At 64.7% G+C, this 20,711-nt stretch carries 18 protein-coding genes; 6 read left to right on the top strand and 12 right to left on the bottom strand.

Annotated features, from left to right (window positions below):
• Window positions 1-52 precede the first annotated feature (52 nt).
• Together EN862_RS00670 and EN862_RS00665 are read left to right on the top strand one after the other, a co-directional pair.
• Complete coding sequence (locus EN862_RS00670; protein WP_127868374.1) at window positions 53-2,332, top strand: PAS domain-containing sensor histidine kinase; 2,280 nt, start codon at window positions 53-55, stop codon at window positions 2,330-2,332.
• Window positions 2,333-2,515: 183 nt separating this feature from the next.
• The gene (locus EN862_RS00665) at window positions 2,516-3,403 is read left to right on the top strand and encodes a GNAT family N-acetyltransferase (protein ID WP_127868373.1); all 888 of its coding nucleotides are present in this window, start codon (window positions 2,516-2,518) and stop codon (window positions 3,401-3,403) included.
• 125 nt (window positions 3,404-3,528) lie between these two features.
• Here EN862_RS00665 and EN862_RS00660 read toward each other — a convergent pair whose 3' ends face one another.
• The gene (locus EN862_RS00660) at window positions 3,529-4,161 is read right to left on the bottom strand and encodes a trimeric intracellular cation channel family protein (protein ID WP_127868372.1); all 633 of its coding nucleotides are present in this window, start codon (window positions 4,159-4,161) and stop codon (window positions 3,529-3,531) included.
• Between the two features lie 107 nt (window positions 4,162-4,268).
• A complete protein-coding gene (grpE, locus tag EN862_RS00655) occupies window positions 4,269-4,901 on the bottom strand; it encodes a nucleotide exchange factor GrpE (RefSeq protein WP_127868371.1) in 633 nt (210 codons plus the stop codon).
• Window positions 4,902-5,119: 218 nt separating this feature from the next.
• On the opposite strand from grpE, the gene EN862_RS00650 reads away from it, so the two are divergent.
• Window positions 5,120-5,317, top strand: a complete 198-nt coding sequence (locus EN862_RS00650; RefSeq protein ID WP_127868370.1) for a hypothetical protein — start codon at window positions 5,120-5,122, stop codon at window positions 5,315-5,317.
• Window positions 5,318-5,395: 78 nt separating this feature from the next.
• On the opposite strand, the gene EN862_RS00645 is transcribed toward EN862_RS00650, so the two are convergent.
• The 7 genes from EN862_RS00645 to cysG all read right to left on the bottom strand — a co-directional run bounded on the left by EN862_RS00645 (window position 5,396) and on the right by cysG (window position 12,800).
• The gene (locus EN862_RS00645; RefSeq protein ID WP_127868369.1) at window positions 5,396-6,016 is read right to left on the bottom strand and encodes a DJ-1/PfpI family protein; all 621 of its coding nucleotides are present in this window, start codon (window positions 6,014-6,016) and stop codon (window positions 5,396-5,398) included.
• A gap of 194 nt (window positions 6,017-6,210) precedes the next feature.
• Window positions 6,211-7,818: a GMC family oxidoreductase N-terminal domain-containing protein gene (locus EN862_RS00640; RefSeq protein ID WP_127868368.1), complete on the bottom strand. Its 1,608-nt coding sequence runs from the start codon at window positions 7,816-7,818 to the stop codon at window positions 6,211-6,213.
• 164 nt (window positions 7,819-7,982) lie between these two features.
• Window positions 7,983-8,522, bottom strand: coding sequence for a DUF934 domain-containing protein (locus EN862_RS00635; protein ID WP_127868367.1), 540 nt, complete (start codon window positions 8,520-8,522; stop codon window positions 7,983-7,985).
• 73 nt (window positions 8,523-8,595) lie between these two features.
• A complete protein-coding gene (locus EN862_RS00630) occupies window positions 8,596-9,360 on the bottom strand; it encodes a phosphoadenylyl-sulfate reductase (RefSeq protein WP_127868366.1) in 765 nt (254 codons plus the stop codon).
• The gene (locus EN862_RS00625; protein WP_127868365.1) at window positions 9,335-11,005 is read right to left on the bottom strand and encodes a nitrite/sulfite reductase; all 1,671 of its coding nucleotides are present in this window, start codon (window positions 11,003-11,005) and stop codon (window positions 9,335-9,337) included. Before EN862_RS00625 ends, EN862_RS00630 begins: the two co-directional genes overlap by 26 nt.
• Window positions 11,006-11,049: 44 nt before the next feature.
• On the bottom strand, window positions 11,050-11,355 hold the full coding sequence (locus EN862_RS00620; RefSeq protein ID WP_127868364.1) for a DUF2849 domain-containing protein: 306 nt from the start codon (window positions 11,353-11,355) through the stop codon (window positions 11,050-11,052).
• Window positions 11,352-12,800, bottom strand: a complete 1,449-nt coding sequence (gene cysG, locus EN862_RS00615) for a siroheme synthase CysG (RefSeq protein ID WP_127868363.1) — start codon at window positions 12,798-12,800, stop codon at window positions 11,352-11,354. Before cysG ends, EN862_RS00620 begins: the two co-directional genes overlap by 4 nt.
• A gap of 416 nt (window positions 12,801-13,216) precedes the next feature.
• On the opposite strand from cysG, the gene EN862_RS00610 reads away from it, so the two are divergent.
• Both EN862_RS00610 and ybaL read left to right on the top strand, forming a co-directional pair.
• A complete protein-coding gene (locus tag EN862_RS00610) occupies window positions 13,217-13,657 on the top strand; it encodes a host attachment family protein (protein WP_127868362.1) in 441 nt (146 codons plus the stop codon).
• 215 nt (window positions 13,658-13,872) lie between these two features.
• Window positions 13,873-15,672, top strand: a complete 1,800-nt coding sequence (gene ybaL, locus EN862_RS00605) for a YbaL family putative K(+) efflux transporter (protein ID WP_127868361.1) — start codon at window positions 13,873-13,875, stop codon at window positions 15,670-15,672.
• Between the two features lie 6 nt (window positions 15,673-15,678).
• Here ybaL and EN862_RS00600 read toward each other — a convergent pair whose 3' ends face one another.
• The gene (locus EN862_RS00600; protein WP_127868360.1) at window positions 15,679-16,485 is read right to left on the bottom strand and encodes a helix-turn-helix transcriptional regulator; all 807 of its coding nucleotides are present in this window, start codon (window positions 16,483-16,485) and stop codon (window positions 15,679-15,681) included.
• Window positions 16,486-16,607: 122 nt separating this feature from the next.
• Here EN862_RS00600 and EN862_RS00595 point away from each other — a divergent pair, with 122 nt between their 5' ends.
• On the top strand, window positions 16,608-17,528 hold the full coding sequence (locus tag EN862_RS00595; protein WP_127868359.1) for a zinc-binding dehydrogenase: 921 nt from the start codon (window positions 16,608-16,610) through the stop codon (window positions 17,526-17,528).
• Between the two features lie 6 nt (window positions 17,529-17,534).
• Here the strand turns inward: EN862_RS00595 and EN862_RS00590 are convergent, their stop codons facing one another.
• Together EN862_RS00590 and EN862_RS00585 are read right to left on the bottom strand one after the other, a co-directional pair.
• Window positions 17,535-18,284: an SDR family oxidoreductase gene (locus tag EN862_RS00590; protein WP_127868358.1), complete on the bottom strand. Its 750-nt coding sequence runs from the start codon at window positions 18,282-18,284 to the stop codon at window positions 17,535-17,537.
• A gap of 65 nt (window positions 18,285-18,349) precedes the next feature.
• Window positions 18,350-20,617, bottom strand: coding sequence for a transglycosylase domain-containing protein (locus EN862_RS00585; protein WP_127868357.1), 2,268 nt, complete (start codon window positions 20,615-20,617; stop codon window positions 18,350-18,352).
• Between the last annotated feature and the right edge of the window lie 94 nt (window positions 20,618-20,711).

The following is a 20,711-nucleotide window of genomic DNA, read 5'->3' as shown; positions in this document are numbered from 1 at the left end:
TTCGAACGATCCGCCCCAGTCTTCCATAATTTCTGTCTGGCATGGTCCGCGCATGGTCGCGGACTCCCACATCAGGCAGGACAGCAAAGCCGCGGGCGCTGACAGGCTCATCCCCGATGCGCCGAAGCGGCAGGTGCTCGTCGCGCCGCCGCTGGCTCCCGACTTGCCTGCCGCCAGCCACGAAGGCCTGCCCTTCCTGACGATCGTCGCCATCGTCGTCCTGGCAGGGCTGGCGCATCTCACCGGGGCGCCGATCATCGTCACCATCGGGCTCGCCGCCGCGGCCTTCGCCGGCCTTGCCATGCATCTGCGCAGCCGCCGCGAGGAGCGGCGCACCGCGGCACTTCTCGACGAGACCGCCGCACGCAGCCGCGCCGAGATCGAGACCCTCGCCGACCGCATGTGGGAGATGCAGGAGAGCGAGGAACGCTTCCGAGGCCTGATCGACGCGCTCGGCGACCTTGTCGTCCATCGCGATCGCGACGGCCATATCGTCTATGCCAACAGCGTCTTTGCCTCGCTTGTCGAGATCGACCCTCGCAATCTCGCCGGCAAGACCTTGTCCGAGCTTGGCATCGACGTCGGCATCGTTCCCGACGCCGCCTTCTCAGACCATGAATGCCTGAGCTCCACCGATGTCGCGATTCGCACGCCGAACGGGCCGCGCTGGTTCTCCTGGATCGAATTGTCGGTGCGCGACAAGGATACCGGCGCCGTCTCGCACCGGGCGATCGCCCGCGACATCACCGCCCGCAAGCGCGCCGAATCCTCGCTGATCACCGCGCGCGAGCGTGCCGAATATGCGAGCCAGGCCAAGTCGCGCTTCCTCGCCACCGTCAGCCACGAGATCCGCACGCCGATGAACGGCATCATGGGCATGGCGAAGCTGCTTGCCGACACCGACCTGTCGCCGGAACAGCGGACCTATGTCGGCGCTGTTTCCACCTCGGCCAGCGCGCTGCTCGCGCTTATCGAGGACCTGCTCGACTATTCCAAGATCGAGGCTGGCCGCTTCGAGCCCGAGCCTCAGCCGACTTCGCTGCGCGAAATCGCCGACAACATCATCGAACTTCTGGCCGCGAAGGCCTTTGCCAAGAATATCGGTCTCGGCTGCTATGTCGAACCCGATGTGCCGCAGATGATCACGGCCGACCCCGGCCGCCTGCGCCAGGTGCTGCTCAACCTAATCGGCAACGCGGTGAAGTTCACCGATACGGGCGGCGTGCTGCTTACCGTAGCGCGCGCCCGCACCGAAACCAGCGACTGCATCTGCTTCACCGTCGCCGACAGCGGCCCCGGACTGCGCGAAGAGGACATGGAGCGAATCTTCGAAGAGTTCGAGCAATCCGACGGCACCTCGACCAGGGTGCATGGTGGCGCCGGCCTCGGCCTTGCCATCTCGAAGCGGCTGGTGACGGCGATGGGCGGCACGATCTCCGTTTCGAGCCGGCTGGGTGAGGGATCCGAATTCATCCTCGAGATCCCGGCGGTCGCGGCGACCGATCCGCCGCCGCACCGGCACAACATCCTTGCCGACCGGCGGGCGGTGATCGTTTCGAAGAATGCCATCGAGGCCGATGCCATCGCCCGTGCCATCAGGGCCCATGGCGGCATCGTCGAGGTTGCGGCGACGCCAGGCCAGGCCGCTCCGTTCGCTGCCGGCTGCAACGTGCTGCTGATCGACGCGGCGCTCGAAAACAGTGACGGGAGGTTGCTCAAGCGGTTGCGTGACTCAGGCTTTGCCGATTGTGAAGCCATCACCCTCATCGCGCCGACGGACCGAGGCATGCTCGGCGAATTCCGTGCCAACGGCTACGCCACCTTCCTCGCCAGGCCCGTGCGCGGCGAGACGCTTTTGCGGGTGCTGTTGACCAGCCATGGCTCCGCGCTCACCCAGCCGCGGCCGGAGCCGCGCGGCGCCGCCTCGGTGCGCAGGCGCGACCAGGGCCTGTCGGTGCTGATCGCCGAGGACAATGACATCAACGCCATGCTCGCCCGCGCCACGCTGCTCAAGGCAGGGCATCGCGTCAAGGTTGTCGGCAACGGCAAGGCCGCGGTGGACGCCGTTACCGAGGCCGGCTTCAAGTTCCGCTTCGATGTCGTGCTGATGGACCTGCATATGCCTGTCATGGATGGCCTGGATGCGATTGCCGCCATCCGCCGCCATGAAGAGTCGCTGGCCATGCCGCCGATCCCGATCATGGTGCTTTCGGCCGACAGCCAGGAAAAGACCCGGCATGCCGTGCTTGCCCATGGCGCCAGCGGTTTCGTGACCAAGCCGCTCGACCCGGACGCGCTCGTCCAGGCGGTTGAGGGCCAGGTCGCCGCCTGACGAAATTTTGAACTCTTGAAAACCATGCATCGCCTGGCTTTCGCGACGGTAAGATAGCCGGTTGAGGGTATTGCCCAGCCGACAAAGTATTGCCCGCCACGTCGTATCACGGTACTGTCACAATCCTGTTGCACCTACACCGTATCCCCGTGCCAAGAGGGATGGCTCGAAGGAGAATCACTCGTGCATACAGTTATGCCTGAATGTGACACTCGGCCGAATGCCGGCGGCGCCCTGCTCGCCGCCCGTACCGCCGACGCCGTCGCAAGCGGTGCTCCGCTGGGCCGGATCGGCAACCTCGAGGTGCGGCTCGCCCGCAACGAGGCTGAGATCGCCGCCGCCCAGGAAGTCCGCTATCGGGTATTTTATGACGAGCTTGGCGCGAGGAAGGACCTGTTCCAGGCGCAGGACCGGCGCGATGCCGATCGGTTCGACCCGCTCTGCGATCACCTTCTCGTGTTGGACACGTCCCTTCCAGGTCCCGAGCATCGCCGCATCGTCGGCACCTACCGCCTGCTGCGGCAGGAGATAGCCGCGACTGCCGGCGGCTTCTATTCCGAGGGCGAGTTCGAGCTCACCAAGCTGATCGCGCGGCATCCCGGCCAGCGCTTCCTCGAGCTCGGCCGCTCCTGCGTTCTGCCCGAATACCGCTCCAAGCGCACCATCGAGGCGCTCTGGCAAGGCATCTGGGCCTACATCAACCATTACAACATCGGCGTGATGACCGGCTGCGCCTCTTTCCACGGCATCGTGCCGGCGGCGCATGCCGAGGCGCTGACCTATCTTGCCCATCATTGCCGCACCAACTCCGCCTGGGATGTCCGCGCGGTTCCGGGACGCTACTGCTCGATGGACCTGATGCCGATCGAGGCGGTGAACGCCAAGGCGGCGATCGCCGCCATGCCGCCGCTGGTCAAGGGTTACCTGCGCGTCGGCGCCCGTATCGGCGACGGCTGCGTGATCGACCACGAATTCTCGACCGTCGACGTGTTCGTCGTCATGCCGGTCAAGGAGATCGGCGCCCGCTACGTCAACTATTATGGCGGCGAGGGACAGCGCTTCGCGGCATAGCGAATAGCGAATAGCGAATAGTGAATAGCGAATAGCGAATAGCGAATAGCGAATAGCGAATAGCGAATAGAACGCTATCTCGGGTTATCTCTATTCGCTACTCCCTATTCGCTATTCGCTATTCGTTACGGAATATCTTCCGGCCTTCGCCCTGGCCGGCTCTTATAGGCCGCAAACGACCAGCCGAATTTAAGCGCCCCGCCGCGCACCACGAACGCGGCCGCGAAGCCGAGCAGGCTGGACACCAGCGCCGGCAGGCCGGCAATATCGCCAAGTGTGAAGATGGCGGCGCCGGCAAGGGCGGCGGTGACATAGATTTCAGGCCTGAGCAGCACCGAGGGTTCGCCGGCAAGCAGGTCGCGCAAGATGCCGCCGAAGGTCGCCGTCAGCACGCCCATGATGACCGAAACGACCGGCGAGCCGGTGATCGCCAGCCCCTTGGCCGCGCCCATCACCGAGAACGCCGCAAGGCCGACGGCATCCAGCCAAAGCAGCAGCTTGTAGCGGGATTCGAAGCGATGGGCGCTGAAGAAGACCAGCACCGCGACGATCGCGCAGATCAGCACATACCCGCTGTTGGCGACCCAGAATACGGGCAGGTTGAGGATGACGTCGCGCAACGTCCCGCCGCCGATGCCGGTGACGCTGGCCAGGAACAGGAAGCCGATAATGTCGAGCTGCTTGCGCGATGCCGCAAGCGCGCCCGTCGCCGCGAAGACGGCGACGCCGGCATAGTCGAGCAAGGCGATGGGATTCATGGGTGAGCGAGTAGTGAGTAGCGAGTAGCGAATAGTGAGTAGGGAATAGCACGAAGCCGCAGACGATTATCAGTCCCTACTCACTACTCCCTATTCGCTACTCACTCTCACGCATCCTTCTCGGCCTGCTCGTTCACCGGACCGGGCTCGGCCTTCGCCTCGGCGGCTGCCTTCGGGCCACCCTTGGCGACGCCGACCATCGCCGGCCGCAGCACGCGCTCGCCGATCGAATAGCCAGGCTGCACCACCTGGACGACGGTGCCGGCCGGGACCTCCGGGTTGGGCACTTCGAACATCGCCTGGTGGAAGTTCGGATCAAACTTCTCGCCCTCAGGCGCGAGTTTCTTCACGCCATGGCGCTCCAGCGCCGACAGCATGGCGCGCTCGGTGAGGTCGACGCCCTCGATCAGCGCCTTGAAGCCGGCATCGCCGGAGGCCTTGGCCTCGGCCGGAATGGCATCGAGCGCGCGGCGCAGATTGTCGGACACCGACAGCATGTCGCGCGCGAAATTGGCCACCGCGTAAGTGCGCGCGTCATGCACGTCGCGCGCGGTGCGCCGCCGCAAATTCTCCATTTCGGCCGCGACGCGCAGCGCGCGGTCCTTCAGTTCCTCGTTTTCCTTCAGCAGCCGCACAAGCGCTTCATAGTCGCCGTCGACGCCACCTTCCGCACGCTCGCCGGAAGCCTGGGTGGCTTCCATATCTTCGGGCGTGCGTTCGTCTTTTGCCTGGTCGCTCATCGCCGTTTCCCGTCATTCGGATTGGTCTGGATTTGCGCCCGATATCGAGGTTTGGAGGCCAAAAATCAAGGGGTAAGCGCTCGCGGCGGATGTCGAGCCATCATTCCAAATTAATTCAAATTTTACCGTATCACGCAGCTTTGCTTGCCCTCGAATGCCGTTGCGGGAACCATAAACGGGCTGGAGGAGTTTCGAAGCCGACACAGGATTTTGGGACGATGAACGGCAACAACGGCAACCGGCGCGCCGAATTGGCCAACGATATCAGGCGGCAGGCAGGCAGCGAAGCGACAAAGCGCTTTCTGCGCACCTTGCCGGCATTTCGCCTGGAAAAAGAGGTGCCCCGGCGGCTGAGCGACCTGCTTGACCGCTTGGACGGCGTGGATGCCAGCAAAGCAGGCGGCGAGCGGCGTTAATAGCCGCGCGCCGCGGTCAGAGCAATTCCAGGAAAAGTGTGTAGCGGTTTTCCATCCGGAATTGCGCAAAGAACAAGTTCAAGCCGCCTTTCGGTCCTCACGCATCAGCGCTTCGCCGTGGCGGATCTCGGTGCCGAGCACCTTCAGGCATTCCCGCATGAAAGCGGCAAGGCCAGGCCAGCCTTTCGCCGACACCAGATTGCCGTCGACATGCGCACCGGTCGGCGCGACATCGATATAAGTGCCGCCGGCAAGCGTCACTTCCGGCTCGCAATAATGCAGCGCCGCCACTTCCTTGCCGCGCACCACGCCATCGACCGCGATCAGGATCTGCACACCGTGGCAAATGGTGAAGATCGGCTTGCCGGTCTCATGGAAATGCCTGACCAGCGCCTGCACGCGCTTGTCGATGCGGATATATTCCGGCCCGCGCCCGCCCGCGGCGTAAACCGCGTCATATTCGGCCGGGTTCACCTCGGCGAAGGTCTTGTTGAGGATGTAATCGTGGCCGAGTTTTTCGGTATAGGTCTGATGGCCTTCAAAGTCGTGCAATGAGGTCTTCAGCACGCCGCCCGCCTTCTTGTCAGGGCAGACGACATGGACGGTATGACCCACGGCGTGCATGGCCTGTTCAAAGACGAAAATCTCGTACTCCTCGCTGAACTCGCCAACGAGCATCAATATCTTCTTGCCTGCCATGCCGTTTCCTCCCTTAGCCGGCTATTTATTTCGGGGCGCAAAATAATAACCCTATCCTAAGGTGAAGACGGCAAAAGGGGAAGCGCAAATCGCCGAATTGGTCTGACCAGATGGATTCGCTCCTGCCGGCAGGCGGGCAAAGGCGACATCCTCGCGACAGAACCGAAAGGGGCTGGTCCGACCAAGATCAGCGGTCAGGCCGCGGCTCGGATCATATCCGCGGCCTTTTCGGCGATCATGATCGTCGGCGCATTGGTGTTGCCGCCGATCAGGGTCGGCATCACCGAGGCATCGACGACGCGCAAACCTTCCAGCCCGCGCACCTTGAGCTGCGGGTCGACCACGGCCATGTCGTCGACGCCCATCTTGCAGGTGCCGGCCGGGTGGTAGATCGTGTCGGCGCGCGCCCTGATATGCGCCATCAGTTCGGCATCGCTCGAAGCGCCGGCGGTGTAGATTTCCCTGGCGCGGTATTTCGCCAGAGCGGGCGCCTCCAATATGGCGCGCATCATCCGCACGCCCTTGAGCAGAAGCTCGCCGTCGCGCTCGTCCTCGAGGAAGCGCGGATCGATGCGCGGCGGCGCCAGCGGATCGGCGCTGTTCAAACCCACCTCGCCGCGCGAATAGGGCCGAAGCACACAGACATGGCAGGAAAAGCCATAGCCCAGATGCAGCTTGCGGCCGTGGTCGTCGACGATGGCGATGCAGAAATGCAGTTGCAGGTCGGGACGCTCGATCGTCGGATTGGATTTGAGGAAGGCGCCGCCCTCGGCATAGGGCGTTGCGATCATGCCGGTGCCGTCCTTGCGCCAGCGCAGCATGTGCCTGATCAGGCCCGGCATGCCACGGAGGCCGATGCCCACCAGGTCCGTGTGCCGCGACTTCCAGGCGAGGATGAAATCGAGATGGTCCTGCAGGTTCCTGCCGACGCCCGGCAATTCGTGGACGAGCGGGATGCCATGCGCCGCGAGCTCGACCGCCGGCCCGACGCCCGAGAGCAGGAGCAGCTGTGGCGAGCCGAACGCCCCGCCGCAAAGGATGACTTCGCGCCTGGCCTCCGCCACGTCTTCCCTTTTGCCGATACGATAGCGCACGCCCTTGGCGCGCTTGCCGTTGAGAACGACGCCCGTCGCATGCGCGTCGGTGATCACTGTGAGGTTCGACCGGTTCATCGCCGGATGCAGATAGGCGGCGGCGGCCGAGCAGCGCTCGCCATTGCGGCGCTCGCCCCAGAACTGCGTCACCTGATAGAGACCGGCACCTTCCTGCTCCGGCCCATTGAAATCGTCGTTCAGCCTGATCTGGTTTTCACCGCAGGCCTCGACGAAGGCCCTGGAGATCGCGCGTGGCTCCTGCTGCTCGCAGACCCTGAGCGGTCCGTCGCCCCCATGCAGCGCGTCGGCCCCGCGTTGGTTGCCTTCGGCGCGCCGGAAGTAGGGCAGCACCTCGTCCCACGACCAGCCGTCGCAGCCGAGCTCGGCCCATTCGTCATAGTCGCGACGGTTGCCTCGCGTGTAGAGCATGGCGTTGATGGCGCTTGAGCCGCCCAACGCCTTGCCGCGCGGCTGATAGCCCCTGCGGCCGTTGAGACCCTCCTGCGGTATTGTCTGGAAGCCCCAATTGTTGATCTTCGGCCGACCGGGCAGCAGCGCGATGATGCCGGCTGGCGCGCGGATCAAGAGATCCTTGCCGGCGCCGCCCGCCTCGAGCAGGCACACCGTCTTCGACGGGTCCTCGGAAAGTCTCGCGGCAAGCGTCGAGCCGGCGGAGCCGCCGCCGGCAATCACATAGTCGTAGCGCATGGTTCCCTCCCGGCGGATCTTTCCGTCCTTTGCCTGGAGAGAATGCTTGCTTGCGCTGCTTGTAAAGATGCCGCCGCGTCAGCCAAAGGCACGATCCCGAACCGAGGGTTCGGAAAAGATCATGCTCCAACAAGGACTGGATCAGGGTGACGGTCAACCAGACGTCATTCTGATCCAGCGCGCTTGCGCCGCCAGGAATATTTCGGACCTTTGGGCTCAGGCTCCACGGCCGGCTGGTAGTAGACCGGCAAGCCGCCGGTCCGCCCTTCCTCCAGCCGCTTCAGCAGCACTGGATTGGAAACCTCGAACTCGTCGAAGCCGAGCCGCAGCATATGCGGCAGCTGGTCAACGAGAACCTGGCCGGTGGCGCGCACCGCGCCCTTGAAATGATGCCGGGCGCGCAGCAATTCGCCCTTGGAGAAGGAGCGGCCGTCATTGAAGGCCGGGAAGGCGAGCGCCACCAGCGACAGCTGGTCCAGCAGGCCGGTTATCTTGTCAAGCTCGTCGCCCGGCTGCAGCAACACCCCGAGGCGTTCCTTGGCTGACTTGCGGACTTCTCCATCCAGCCCGAGAAAAGCCTGCAGCGGCAGGATGAAACGGCCGTTGCCGGCAAGCGCCTCGGCGCTTTCGGCGTGCGTCCACTCGTCCTCGCGAAAACCGTCCGGGGTCCAGAGGCGGGTCCCCGCTGTCGTCGATCCAGTCATCAAAAATCCCAAAAAGCTCAAACGCAGCAAGCCGCCCTTTCGCGGACCGGCGCCACGTGAATAGCGATATACCCTAAAGCGAGGCGTCGGTCAGCGACTTCTCCAGTCCGGAGAGATGGATGCCGCACTCGGTCTTGGCGTGGCCGGCCCAGCGGCCGCTGCGCGCATCCTCGCCGGGCTGCACCGGCTGGGTGCAGGGGAAGCAGCCGATCGAGAGGTAGCCATAGGCGACCAGCGGATTTTCGCGCAGCGCATGCGCGCGCATATAGTCGGCCTGATCCGACGTCGTCCAATGCGCCAGCGGGTTGATGCGGATGCGCGAGCCGACCGCCTCGAAGACGGGCAGAGCCGCGCGCGTCGAAGCCTGGAAGCGCTTGCGCCCGGTGAACCAGGCACGGAACGGCTCGACGCCGCGCGCCAAGGGCTCCACCTTGCGCACATTGCAGCAGGCGTCGGTATCGGTCTCGTTGAGCTGGCCGGTCGGGTCGACGCGTTCGAGCGCCGCCTCGTCCGGCTTGATCACCCTTATATCCGTCAGGCCGAAATCGGCGACCAGAGCGTCGCGATAGCCAAGCGTCTCCTCGAAATGCTTGCCGGTGTCGAGGAAGATCACCGGCATTGAGCGGTCGATCTCCGAGATCATGTGCAGTAGCACAGCCGAATCCGCGCCGAAGGAGGACACGGCTGCGATCTCGCCGCGGAAGGATTCGCGCGCCGCGCGCTGGATGATCTCGATCGGCTTCAGATGGCCGAGCAGCGCGTCGAGCCCCGCCGCTTCGGCGGCGATGCCGGCCTCGACGTCGACAATACGGTCAAGCGGCCTTGGTTTCGCCAGCATAGAGCGCCTCCTTGAACGGCGCGGGACCGACTCTGCGGTAGGCGTCGATAAAACGTTCGTCGGGACTGAGCCGAAGGCCGAGATAGGTATCGACGATCTGCTCGATGGCATCGGTGATCTCTTCCGAGGAGAAGCCGCGGCCGATGATCTCGCCCACGGACGTGTTCTCGTCGGCCGAGCCGCCGAGCGTCACCTGGTAGAGCTCGGAGCCCTTCTTCTCGACGCCGAGAATGCCGATATGGCCGACATGGTGGTGGCCGCAAGCGTTGATGCAGCCGGAGATCTTCAGCTTCAATTCGCCGATCTCACGCTGCCGCTCCAGCGAGGCGAAGCGCTGCGAGATTTCCTGCGCGATCGGAATGGATCGGGCCGTGGCCAGCGCGCAATAGTCGAGGCCAGGGCAGGAGATGATGTCGCTGATCAGGTTGGAATTGGCGGTCGCGAGACCGATCTCCACCAGCGCGTCATAGACCGCCTTGAGGTCGGCGCGCGCCACATGCGGCAGGATCAGGTTCTGCTCATGGCTGACCCGCAACTCGTCGAAGGCGTATTTCTCGGCGATGTCGGCCACCGCCTCCATCTGGCTGTCGGTGGCATCGCCCGGCACCTCGCCGATGCCCTTGAGCGAGATCGTCACCGCCGCATAGTCGGGGTGGCGATGCGTCACGACATTCTGGTCGAGCCATTCCGAGAAGCTCTTGGAATCGAGCCGCGCCTGCTTCACCAGCGCATCGCCTTCCGGCCGGGCGGTCAGCGCAGGCGGCGCGAAATAGGCGTTGATGGCCTGGATATCCGCTTCCGGCAGCTTCAGCTCGGCATCCTTCAGCTCCTGCCATTCGGCTTCGATCTGGCGGGTGATCTCCTCGACGCCCGTCTCGTGCACCAGGATCTTGATGCGCGCCTTGTACTTGTTGTCGCGGCGGCCATAGAGGTTGTAAACGCGCAGGATCGCCGTGCAGTAGGACAGAAGATCGGCCTCCGGCAGGAAGTCGCGGATCTTCTTGGCCACCATCGGCGTGCGGCCCTGGCCGCCGCCGACATAAACGGCAAAGCCCAGTTCGCCGGCCGCGTTCTTCTTCAGGTGCAGGCCGATGTCATGCGTCTGGATGGCGGCGCGATCGCGCTCCGCACCCGTCACCGCAATCTTGAACTTGCGCGGCAGGAACGAGAACTCCGGATGGACCGAAGACCATTGACGCAGGATTTCCGCATAGGGGCGCGGATCGGCGACCTCGTCGGCGGCGGCACCCGCGAAATGATCGGCGGTGACGTTGCGGATGCAATTGCCGCTGGTCTGGATGGCGTGCATCTCCACGCTGGCGAGATCGGCAAGGATCGCCGGAATGTCCGACAGCGCCGGCCAGTTGAACTGGATGTTCTGGCGCGTGGTGAAGTGACCGTAGCCCTTGTCGTATTTGCGCGCGATGTGGCCGAGCATGCGCAATTGCCTGCTGTTCAGCGTGCCGTAGGGCACGGCGATGCGCAGCATATAGGCATGCAGCTGCAGATAGACGCCGTTCATCAGCCGGAGCGGCCGGAACTGGTCCTCTGTGATCTCGCCGGCAAGCCGGCGCTGCACCTGGTCGCTGAACTCGGCGACACGGGCGTGCACGAAATCCTGGTCGAACTCATCGTAACGGTACATGCTTCGTCTTTCCGGACGCGTCCGCCCGCTCTTTACTTCAAATCTTAAGCCGCCTGGGTCGCTTCCAGGCTTGCCTGCTTGCCGAGATCGGTGCGGATGGTCGGACCCGCGGCGCGGATCTTTTCGCGCAGCCGCACCGGCTCGACCAGACCATCGACCACTTCCACATCGATCAGATTGACGTCGACCACCTCATTGTTGGCGTAGGCTGCGGCGCCGATCGCTTCCAACCGGTCCTCCGCCGCCTTGTCATGCGCGATCTCCGCATGGCCGACCGTCTCCGCCCAGCCGCCATCGGCGTACCAGACGGCGATGCCGTCGGAGAGCCTGTTCGCGGTCAGAACCTTCATGGTTGAACTCCTTCGGCGACGGCCGAAGCCGCGCCCTCATGCTTATGTGCCGCGAGCGGCTCGGATCGTTCAAAATTGGCGCCCGCGACCGCATCGCCGATGATCGTCATCACCGGACCGGTGAGGTCGGCGCGCTGCTCCAGCGACGGCAGGTCGGCGAGCGTGCCGTGGAAACGGCGGCGATTGCCAAGGCTGGCATTCTCAACGACGGCGACGGCCGTGTCCGGCGACAACCCTGCTTCAATCAGCCTGCCGGCGACCTCCGCCGCGACCGAGCGGCCCATATAGACAGCGACCGTGGCGCCGGAAATGGCGAGCTTGGCCCAGTCGGGCAGCGAGTTGCCCTTGAGATCGTGGCCGGTGGTGAACACCATCGAGGACGAAACGCCGCGCAGCGTCAGCGGCAGCTCGAAATCGGCGGCGGCGGCGAAGGCGGCGGTAACGCCCGGAACCACCTCATAGGCGATCCCTGCGTCACGCAGCGCAGCCATCTCTTCGCCGGCGCGGCCGAACACAAGCGGATCGCCGGACTTCAGCCGCACCACGCGCTTGCCGGCACGGCCGAGTTCGATGAGTAGCGCATTGATCTCTTCCTGGCTCTTGGAATGGCAGCCCTTGCGCTTGCCGACCGGCAGGCGTTCGGCATCCCGGCGGCCCATGGCGACGATCGCCTCCGGCACCAGCGCGTCGTAGACAACGGCGTCGGCTTCCATCAGCAGGCGGTGCGCGCGCAAAGTCAAAAGGTCTTCCGCGCCCGGACCAGCGCCAACCAGCGCGATGTGTCCGCCGACCGGAGCGTCCTGAGCCAAAAGCTCGACCGCCGCGCCATGCGCTTGGGCAAACTCGCCGGCTTCGATGGCCTTGGCCGGCGCGCCGGCGAAGAAATCGCTCCAGAAGCGGCGGCGGCAATTGCCCTTCGGCAGCTTCTCGGCCGCGACCCGGAACGAGGCGGCAAGTGCCGCCAGCCGGCCGAGCGACGGCGACAGCATGCGGTCGATGCGCCCACGCAGCATCTGCGCCAAAACCGGTCCGGCGCCTTCGGTGCCGATGGCGATCGCCACCGGCGCGCGGTTGACCAGCGCCGGAGTGAAGAAATCGCACATTTCCGGCTGGTCTACCGCATTGACCGGAATGCCCAACCGGCGCGCGTCGTCAACGACGCGGCGATCGAGGGCCTCGTCACCGCTCGCAGCGAACACCAGGGCAGCACCCTGCAGATGCGCGGCCTCATAGGCTGCGTTGATGTGAACGGCGCCGGTCGATGCGATGAAATCCAGCAACCCGCCACTGGCATTGTCGGCGACGATGCGCAGCACGGCGCTCGACTGCGAAACCAGCCTGGCCTTGGCAAGCGCTTCCTCGCCATTGCCGACGATGGCTACGGCTTGGCCGTCGACCCGCACGAACACGGGAAAGGCATTGAGTTTGACGTTGGCTGGCGACATGGCGACGAGCAATATTGAAACAGTTTGGCAGTTTTACGCGGGCTGCCCAAAAACCAGAAGGCAAGCACTCGCGCATCGCCGAACGGCAGGCAATCGCTTTTTCGCAGCCGCGAAGAGCAAGAGAAAAAAATTCTACTTTGAGAATGAGACGGCCAGAACGGCGTGAGAAACCACCTTGATCCGCCGCGATTTTTAGCACCGGCTCGGGAAAGCGGCAAAACAGTTTTTTCTAAATTCTACTAACTTAGTAGATTAAAGCCGACCTCACCGGATCGGCGCTCGGCCCTGATCTGCGGCGAGCGATCTAGGCATCGCCATCAAGCGGAACAATCCTGCTTCGCGGCTCGTTTGGCTAGCATCCATTCTGTCGATCTGGGCTCGACCGGTCGGCAACCCGCAAGCAAAGGAGGAACGCCATGAACATCAAGCTGAAGCACGGATTGTGGGTCGTCGTGGCCGATGGTGAAAAGGCGCTCTTCCTGCGCAACCAGGGCGACAGCAAGTTCCCGAATCTGGAGGTGGTGCAGGAGATGGAACAGGAGAATCCCGCGACGCGCGAGCAAGGCACGGACAAGCCGGGCCGGTATGGCAACGAGGGACCTCGCAGCGCCGTCGAGGAGACCGATTGGCACCGCCTGAACAAGGAACGCTTCGCCATCGACATTGCCGACCGGCTCTACAAGCTCGCGCATCGTGGCGCGTTCGACGCGGTCGTGCTGATCGCGCCGCCGCAGGTGCTTGGCGAGATGCGCCAGAAACTGCACAAGGAAGTCAGCGAGAAGGTGCAGGCCGAAATCCCGAAGACGCTGACCAACCATACGATTTCGGATATCGAGAGCCTGCTGCAGGCCGCATAAAGCGGCCGAAGACAACGGGTTCAAGGCCGAAAAGGGCCTAGAAGCCGCCTCTTTGACGGCGCGGCGCTGATTTTGCGCGGCGCGCCCTGCCTCGGCGTCGATTTCCGCCCGGCGGCGGTTGCGTCATCGCCGCTCCGTCCACCATATTGCCGAAGGCGGCAGCCTCGGCGGGCGCCCATCCGACATCGTGATTTTCGAAAGGCGCGCGAAAGACAATGCCGCATGACACGCCCCTTATCGCCACCATCGTCGCCGGTCTGGGGCTGGCTTTCGTCTTCGGGGCCTTAGCCAACCGTTTCCGTATTCCGCCGCTTGTCGGCTATCTCGTCGCCGGCGTCCTGGTCGGGCCGAACACGCCAGGCTTCGTCGCCGACGCCAGCCTGGCCAACGAGCTCGCTGAGATCGGCGTCATCCTTTTGATGTTCGGCGTCGGCCTGCATTTTTCGCTGAAGGACCTTCTGTCCGTCCGCGCCATCGCCGTGCCGGGCGCCATCGTGCAGATCGGCTTTGCCACCTTGCTTGGCGTCGGGCTTGCCTGGCTGCTCGGCTGGTCGCTCGGTGCCGGTCTCGTCTTCGGCCTGGCGCTTTCCGTTGCCTCGACCGTGGTGCTTTTGCGCGCGCTGCAGGAGCGGCGGCTGATCGAGACCGAGCGTGGCCGCATCGCCGTCGGCTGGCTGATCGTCGAGGACCTCGCCATGGTGCTGGCGCTGGTGCTTTTGCCGGCGCTGGCCGGCGTGCTTGGCGGCCAGCCGCAGGTCGATGATCATACGAGCCTGCTCTCGCTGCCCGCCAGCTACGGCATATGGGGCGTGGTCGGCATCACGCTGGCCAAGGTCGCCGCCTTCGTCGTCGTCATGCTGGTGGTCGGCCGCAGGGTCATCCCGTGGATCCTGCACTACGTCGCCCATACCGGCTCGCGCGAACTGTTCCGGCTCTCGGTGCTGGCGATTGCGCTCGGCGTCGCCTTCGGCGCGGCGAAGCTGTTCGGCGTCTCGCTGGCGCTCGGCGCCTTCTTCGCCGGCATGATCATGAGCGAGTCCGAGCTCAGCCACCGAGCGGCGGAAGAATCGCTGCCGCTGCGCGACGCCTTCTCGGTGCTGTTCTTCGTCTCGGTCGGCATGCTGTTCGACCCGCTCAGCCTGATCAGCAACGGCCTGCCGATCCTCGCCACCTTGGCCATCATCGTCGTCGGCAAGTCGCTCGCCGCTTTCGTCATCGTCATCGCCTTCCGCTATCCGATCGCGACCGCGCTGATGATTTCGGCGAGCCTTGCCCAGATCGGCGAATTTTCCTTCATCCTGGCCGAGCTCGGAGTCGGTCTGAAACTGCTGCCCGAACAGGGCCGCGACCTGATCCTGGCGGGCGCCATCCTATCGATCCTGCTCAATCCGCTGATGTTCCTCCTTGTCGACTGGATGAAGCCGTGGCTGGAAAAGCGGGCCGGCAAGACGGCCACTCCCGAGGAAGCAAAGCCGATCGGCCCGGCGACCGAGCCCGGCCAGGTCGCTTCGGTCCAGGCAACGTCAGGAAAAGAAGACGGCCCGCCGCCCATGACCGCGCTTGCCGGCCATTCCATCCTGATCGGTTATGGCCGCGTCGGCAGCCTTGTGGGCGCGGCGCTGAAGGAAGCCGCCCTGCCCTTCCTGGTGATCGAGGACGCCGACAAGACGCTGGCCAAGCTGCGCGATGACGGCATCGAGACGGTGGCCGGCAATGCCGCCAATGCGGATGTCTTCGCGGCCGCCAATCCGGAAGGCGCGAAGCGGCTGATCCTCGCCATCCCCAATGCCTTCGAGTCCGGCCAGATCGTGCTTCGAGCCCGCGCCGCCAATCCTGCGATCAACATCATCGCCCGCGCGCACTCCGATGCGGAGGTCGAGCATCTGAAAGGCCTCGGCGCCGACACCGTGATCATGGGCGAGCGCGAGATCGCGCGGGGGATTGTCGAGGTGGTGACCGGCAAACCGACCGATCCGGCCGAGCCCGCCATGGAGATCAACCCGCGGCTTGCTTGATGCCTGTCAGGCCATGAACGCGGAACCACCATTCTGCGCGATGTCGCTGAGATATTTCGCCGGCGGCTTGCCCAGCGCCTTCTTGAACATGGTGATGAAGGCGGTGACGGATTGATAGCCGAGATCGCCCGACACGTGCTGCACGCTGGCGCCGGCGGACAGTTCCCGCAGTGCTACGATCAGATGCAGCTGCTGGCGCCAGCGGCCGAAACTCAGGCCCGTCTCCTTCACGACGAGTCGCGCCAGACTGCTTTCGCTGAGCGCCACACGATCCGCCCACTCGGCCAGCGTGCTGCGGTCTGCAGGGTCGTCGGCCAGCGCCTCCGCGATCCGTCTTATCCGCGGCTCGGCCGAGATCGGCAAATGCAGTTGCTGCACAGGCATAAGCGGCAGTTCGGCAAGCAGGACCTTTCCGAGGAAATCGCACCGCGCATCATCCGGCGCGCATTCCGACAGCTCGATGATCAGCTCGCGCAGCAGCGGCGAGATCGAAAGCGTGCAGCAGCGGTCCGGCAGGTCGGCGGCGCCCGGTTCGATATAGACGAAGAAAATCAGTGCATTGGCCGTCGCGATGTTGCTGTGCTCCATGCGGCTCGGGACCCAGACCCCGCAATGCGGTGGCACCATCCAAAGCCCGCCGGGAACCCGGCAGGTGACACCGCCGCCGAGCGCGAAGACGAGCTGACCTTTGCGGTGCCAATGCTCGCGCACCTCGGCCCTCGTCTCGGTGACATCGACCCCAACAGCGATCGCCGGCGCGGCCACGTCATCGACGTCGAAATCCTGCCAGGGCCAGCGGAGTGGCTGTCTCATGCTTGACGTCTTTTAGCGATCATTTGGCTTTATCTCTAAATTTTTCGACCGCAAAAGTCGATAGGGTCAGCCGATATCTCGCAGTCGATCTCGTCTTCCAGACGTCATTTCAAAGGTGGCCAATGCTCGCACTCTGTATTTCTGCCGACAGTTCCAACCGGCTGAAGCTCGCCAAGGTCGACGAGCCAAACTGCAACGCGAATGAAGCATTGGTGGCTGTTCATGCAACATCGTTGAACCGTGGTGAGCTGCGCCTGCTCGGCATTCGTCCCGACGGCTGGATACCGGGCCAGGACATCGTCGGCATTGTCGAAGGCGCGGCGGTCGACGGGTCAGGCCCGGCCGCGGGCACGCGTGTTGCGGCCTTGGTCGACCAGGCCGGTTGGGCTGAACGTGTCGCCGTTCCAACCGACCGTCTCGCCGTCATACCTGACAGTGTCAGCTTCGCTTCCGCCGCCACGCTTCCGGTCGCGGGCACGACGGCGCTCCGGACCTTGCGCCATGGCGGCGATCTCGCCGGCCAGCGGGTCCTGATCACCGGCGCCAGCGGCGCGGTCGGCCGCTTCCAGATCCAGATCGCCTGCGGGCAAGGCGCTTCGGTGACGGCGGTCGCCGCCGCCAGGCATGCCGAGGATCTTCGCGAGCTTGGAGCCGAGCAGGTCGTCGGGTCGATCGAGCAGGCCGAGGGGCTGTTTTCGCTGATCACTGAATCCGTGGGCGGCGAAAGCCTGACGCATGCCATTGAACGCGTCGCTCCAGGCGGCACGATCGTCATGTTCGGCTCGAGCAGCGGCGAGCTCTCGCCGGTTGGATTCCGCCAGTTCGTTCCAGGCCACGAAGGCGCGCGGCTTCAGACCTTCGCCTATTACACATCCGGCTCAGCCATCGGCGCCGACATAGCCGCCCTGCTCGATCTCGTCGCCGCCGGCAGGCTGGAAACCCGCGTGGCCATGACCGTGCCGTGGACGGAGATCGGCCAAGCCCTGGATGCGCTGCGGCAGCGCAGCTTCAGCGGCAAGGCTGTTCTCACGGTGGCCAGGTGAACCGGCTTAAACGTGCTGGCCGCCATTGATGTGGATTTCCGAGCCGGTCACGTAGGACGACTGGCCGGAGCACAGGAAGTAGATGATATCGGCCACTTCCGAGGTGGCGCCCAGCCTTCTCAGCGGGATCGTCTCGACTATTCTGTCGGTGCCTGGCGAGAGGATCGCGGTGTCGATCTCGCCCGGCGCGATGGCGTTGACGCGGATGCCGTGCGGGCCGAAATCATGCGCCATCTCGCGCGTCAGCGAGCCGAGCGCCGCCTTCGATGTGGCATAGGCGGTGCCGGCGAACGGGTGCACCCTCGTGCCGGCAATCGAGGTGACGTTGACGATCGAGCCCTTGGCGGCGGCCAGCTCCTTGAACAGGCCTCTCGCCAGCATGATCGGCGCGAAGAAATTGACCTGGAAGACGTCGCGCCAGACATGCATCGGCGTCTCGATCGAGTTCATCCGGCTGCCGTCCTTCAGCTTCGGCGAGATGCCGGCATTGTTGACCAGCGCGTGCAGCTGCCCGCCATGCGCCTCGAGACGATGGCGTATTTCCGAGATGGCGATGCCGACGTCCTCCTGGTCGGCGAGATCGACCTTGATGTGATCCTCGGGACCGGCCGGCCAAGGGCAATCCTCGGCAAAGGCCTGGCGCGAACAGGTGATGACCCGCCAGCCTTCGCGCGAAAAGCGCTTCACCGTCGCATGGCCGATCCCCCGGCTGGCGCCGGTGAGCACGATGGTTTTTCTGCTGTCGGTGTCGGCCATGGTCTTGTCTCCGGCCGGACATGTAGCCGAAGGCGGCGGTCATTGCGAGAGGCGAAGTTGCCGCCTCAACCCCCGCCGAGGATATCGAGGATCGAGGTCTGCCGCCTTTTCTTCGGTCCGCCGACATCGCCGGGCGGCACCGGATGCTTGATCGAGGCGGTCGATCCGCTGTCGCTGGGCATGTCGAAGCCCTCGGCATCGACCGTCTGGGCTGGACGCGGCTGGCGCGCGGGCGCCTGGGCAACGGGCTGCGATTGAGCCGCAGGCTGCGACTGGCCGACAGCCGCGGGCGGCGCGGGCGGCTGCGAAGCGTCAGCCGACGGGATCTCGTCCGGCACGATCGTATCGGACGGCGTCGACTTCCAGGTGCCGGGCAGCGGCCGCACGGGCACGCCCTCATGCGCCGCCACCATGAATTCGTGCCAGGCCTGCGCCGGGAGCGCGCCGCCGGTGACCTTCTTCATCGGGCTGCCGTCGTCATTGCCGAACCACACGCCCGTGGTGAGATTGGCGGTGTAGCCGACGAACCAGGCATCGCGCGAGTTCTGGCTGGTGCCGGTCTTGCCGGCCGAGGGCCAGTTGAAAGCCGCCTTCTTGGCGGTGCCGACCTCGACCGTGCCGGTCATCATCGAGTTCATCATGCCGACAATATCGGCCTTGATGACGCGCGGCGCGCTGCCGGTGGTTCCCTCGTAGAGCACTTTGCCGTTTGCCGTCGTGATGCGCTGGATGAAGTGGATGTCCGGCTTGTAGCCGCCATTGGCGAAAGGCACATAGGCCGAGGTCAACTCCAGCGGCGTCACTTCCGAGGTGCCGAGCGCGATCGAGGTGTTGGCCTGCAGGTCCGACTGGATGCCCATGCGATGCGCGGCCTCGACCACGGCGTCGGGGCCGACTTCCATGGTGAGCTGCGCCGCCACCGAGTTGAGCGACTTGGCAAGCGCGGTCGCCAGCGTGACCTTGCCGTAATATTTGCCGCCGTAATTGTCGGGTGTCCATTTGCCGATTTTGATCGGCGCGTCGTTGCGGATGCTGTCCGGCGTGCGGCCGGCCTCCAGCGCCGCCATATAGACGAAGGGCTTGAAGGCCGAGCCTGGCTGCCGGCGCGCCTCCGAGGCGCGGTCGAACTGGCTGGTCGAATAATCATAGCCGCCGACCATGGCGCGCACCGCGCCGGAATCGTCAATCGACACCAGCGCGCCCTGGGTGACGTTGAGCTTCTTGCCGCTCTCGTCGATCAGCCGGCGGATCGACTGTTCGGCAAGCTTCTGCAGGTTGAGGTCGACGGTGGTGTCGATGACTATGTCGCCGCGCACGTCGCCGATGAGGTCCGGAAGCTCGTCCATCACCGTATCGGCGACATAGTTTTCCGAGCCGGTCCAGTAGGACGGCGCGCGCGTCGCCGGGGCGCTGAGCGCGGTCTTGTATTCCTTGTCGCTGATCTTGCCTTCCTGGCGCATGGCTGCGAGCACCAGTTGCGCCCGCTCCTCGGCCGCCTTCGGGTCGCGCGCCGGCGAAAGTTTCGACGGCGCCTTGAGCAGGCCTGCCAGCAGGGCTGCCTCCGAAAGCGACACGTCGCGCGCGCTCTTGCCGAAATAGCGCCGTGAGGCTGCCTCGACGCCATAGGCGCCCGAGCCGAAATAGACCCGGTTGAGATACATTTCGAGGATCTGGTCTTTCGTGTGCTTGTGCTCGAGCCAGAGCGCCAGCAGCACTTCCTGGACCTTGCGCTCCAACGTGCGGTCCGGTGTCAGGAACAGATTCTTCGCCAGCTGCTGCGTCAGCGTCGAGCCGCCCTGTGAGAAATGCCGGCCAAGCAGGTTGGTGACCATGGCGCGCGACAGGCCGATCGGGTCGATGCCGAAATGCGAATAGAAGCGGCGGTCTTCGATGGCGACGACGGCCTCCGGGATATAGGGCGACATCTCGTGCAGGCCGACGGCCTCGCCGCCCGACGCGCCGCGATTGGCGATAAGCTGCCCATCGACCGAGACGATCTTGATGTTCGGCGCGCGGTCCGGGACCGACCATGTCGTCGCCGCCGGCATCTTGGCGCCGTAATAGACGACGATGCCGGCCGCCGCGATACCGCCCCAGATGCAGAGCACGAAGCACCAGTAGAACAGGCGGGTAGCAATGCCGAGCAGCCCGCGCCGATTGCGGTCGCGGCCACGCCCGCGTGATTTCGCCTTGGCGGATTTGCCCTTTGCAGCGGATTTGCGGGTGCGCGGCACGACGCGATCCTCCTCGCTCACCGAAAAGCCCTCGGAGGATTTCGCGCGCGGCGATTCCTCGAAGCTCGGTTCGATGCGGCTGTCTCTGCGGTTCGCCATGCGCTCTAGCTGTCTGTCCCCGGTACCGATGGCGTTCGGGTTGAAGAGTAGATGCGGCGGTTTAAAGGCGCGTTAAGTGGGGAAAAATCGAAGC

The organism is Mesorhizobium sp. M2E.F.Ca.ET.219.01.1.1, assembly GCF_004016445.2.
In the GTDB taxonomy this organism is placed as follows: Bacteria; Pseudomonadota; Alphaproteobacteria; order Rhizobiales; family Rhizobiaceae; genus Mesorhizobium.
The sequence above is the reverse complement of the archived record's forward strand: the minus strand, read 5'-3'. Positions and strand labels throughout refer to the sequence as shown.

What these genes read in the sequence shown, in the direction of transcription:
- EN862_RS00670 (WP_127868374.1), top strand. Translation starts at nt 53, where the DNA reads ATGGTCGCGGACTCCCACATCAGGCAGGACAGCAAAGCCGCGGGCGCT.
- EN862_RS00660 (WP_127868372.1), bottom strand. Translation starts at nt 4,161, where the DNA reads ATGAATCCCATCGCCTTGCTCGACTATGCCGGCGTCGCCGTCTTCGCG.
- grpE (WP_127868371.1), bottom strand. Translation starts at nt 4,901, where the DNA reads ATGAGCGACCAGGCAAAAGACGAACGCACGCCCGAAGATATGGAAGCC.
- EN862_RS00650 (WP_127868370.1), top strand. Translation starts at nt 5,120, where the DNA reads ATGAACGGCAACAACGGCAACCGGCGCGCCGAATTGGCCAACGATATC.
- EN862_RS00645 (WP_127868369.1), bottom strand. Translation starts at nt 6,016, where the DNA reads ATGGCAGGCAAGAAGATATTGATGCTCGTTGGCGAGTTCAGCGAGGAG.
- EN862_RS00640 (WP_127868368.1), bottom strand. Translation starts at nt 7,818, where the DNA reads ATGCGCTACGACTATGTGATTGCCGGCGGCGGCTCCGCCGGCTCGACG.
- EN862_RS00635 (WP_127868367.1), bottom strand. Translation starts at nt 8,522, where the DNA reads ATGACTGGATCGACGACAGCGGGGACCCGCCTCTGGACCCCGGACGGT.
- EN862_RS00630 (WP_127868366.1), bottom strand. Translation starts at nt 9,360, where the DNA reads ATGCTGGCGAAACCAAGGCCGCTTGACCGTATTGTCGACGTCGAGGCC.
- EN862_RS00625 (WP_127868365.1), bottom strand. Translation starts at nt 11,005, where the DNA reads ATGTACCGTTACGATGAGTTCGACCAGGATTTCGTGCACGCCCGTGTC.
- EN862_RS00620 (WP_127868364.1), bottom strand. Translation starts at nt 11,355, where the DNA reads ATGAAGGTTCTGACCGCGAACAGGCTCTCCGACGGCATCGCCGTCTGG.
- cysG (WP_127868363.1), bottom strand. Translation starts at nt 12,800, where the DNA reads ATGTCGCCAGCCAACGTCAAACTCAATGCCTTTCCCGTGTTCGTGCGG.
- EN862_RS00610 (WP_127868362.1), top strand. Translation starts at nt 13,217, where the DNA reads ATGAACATCAAGCTGAAGCACGGATTGTGGGTCGTCGTGGCCGATGGT.
- ybaL (WP_127868361.1), top strand. Translation starts at nt 13,873, where the DNA reads ATGCCGCATGACACGCCCCTTATCGCCACCATCGTCGCCGGTCTGGGG.
- EN862_RS00600 (WP_127868360.1), bottom strand. Translation starts at nt 16,485, where the DNA reads ATGAGACAGCCACTCCGCTGGCCCTGGCAGGATTTCGACGTCGATGAC.
- EN862_RS00595 (WP_127868359.1), top strand. Translation starts at nt 16,608, where the DNA reads ATGCTCGCACTCTGTATTTCTGCCGACAGTTCCAACCGGCTGAAGCTC.
- EN862_RS00590 (WP_127868358.1), bottom strand. Translation starts at nt 18,284, where the DNA reads ATGGCCGACACCGACAGCAGAAAAACCATCGTGCTCACCGGCGCCAGC.
- EN862_RS00585 (WP_127868357.1), bottom strand. Translation starts at nt 20,617, where the DNA reads ATGGCGAACCGCAGAGACAGCCGCATCGAACCGAGCTTCGAGGAATCG.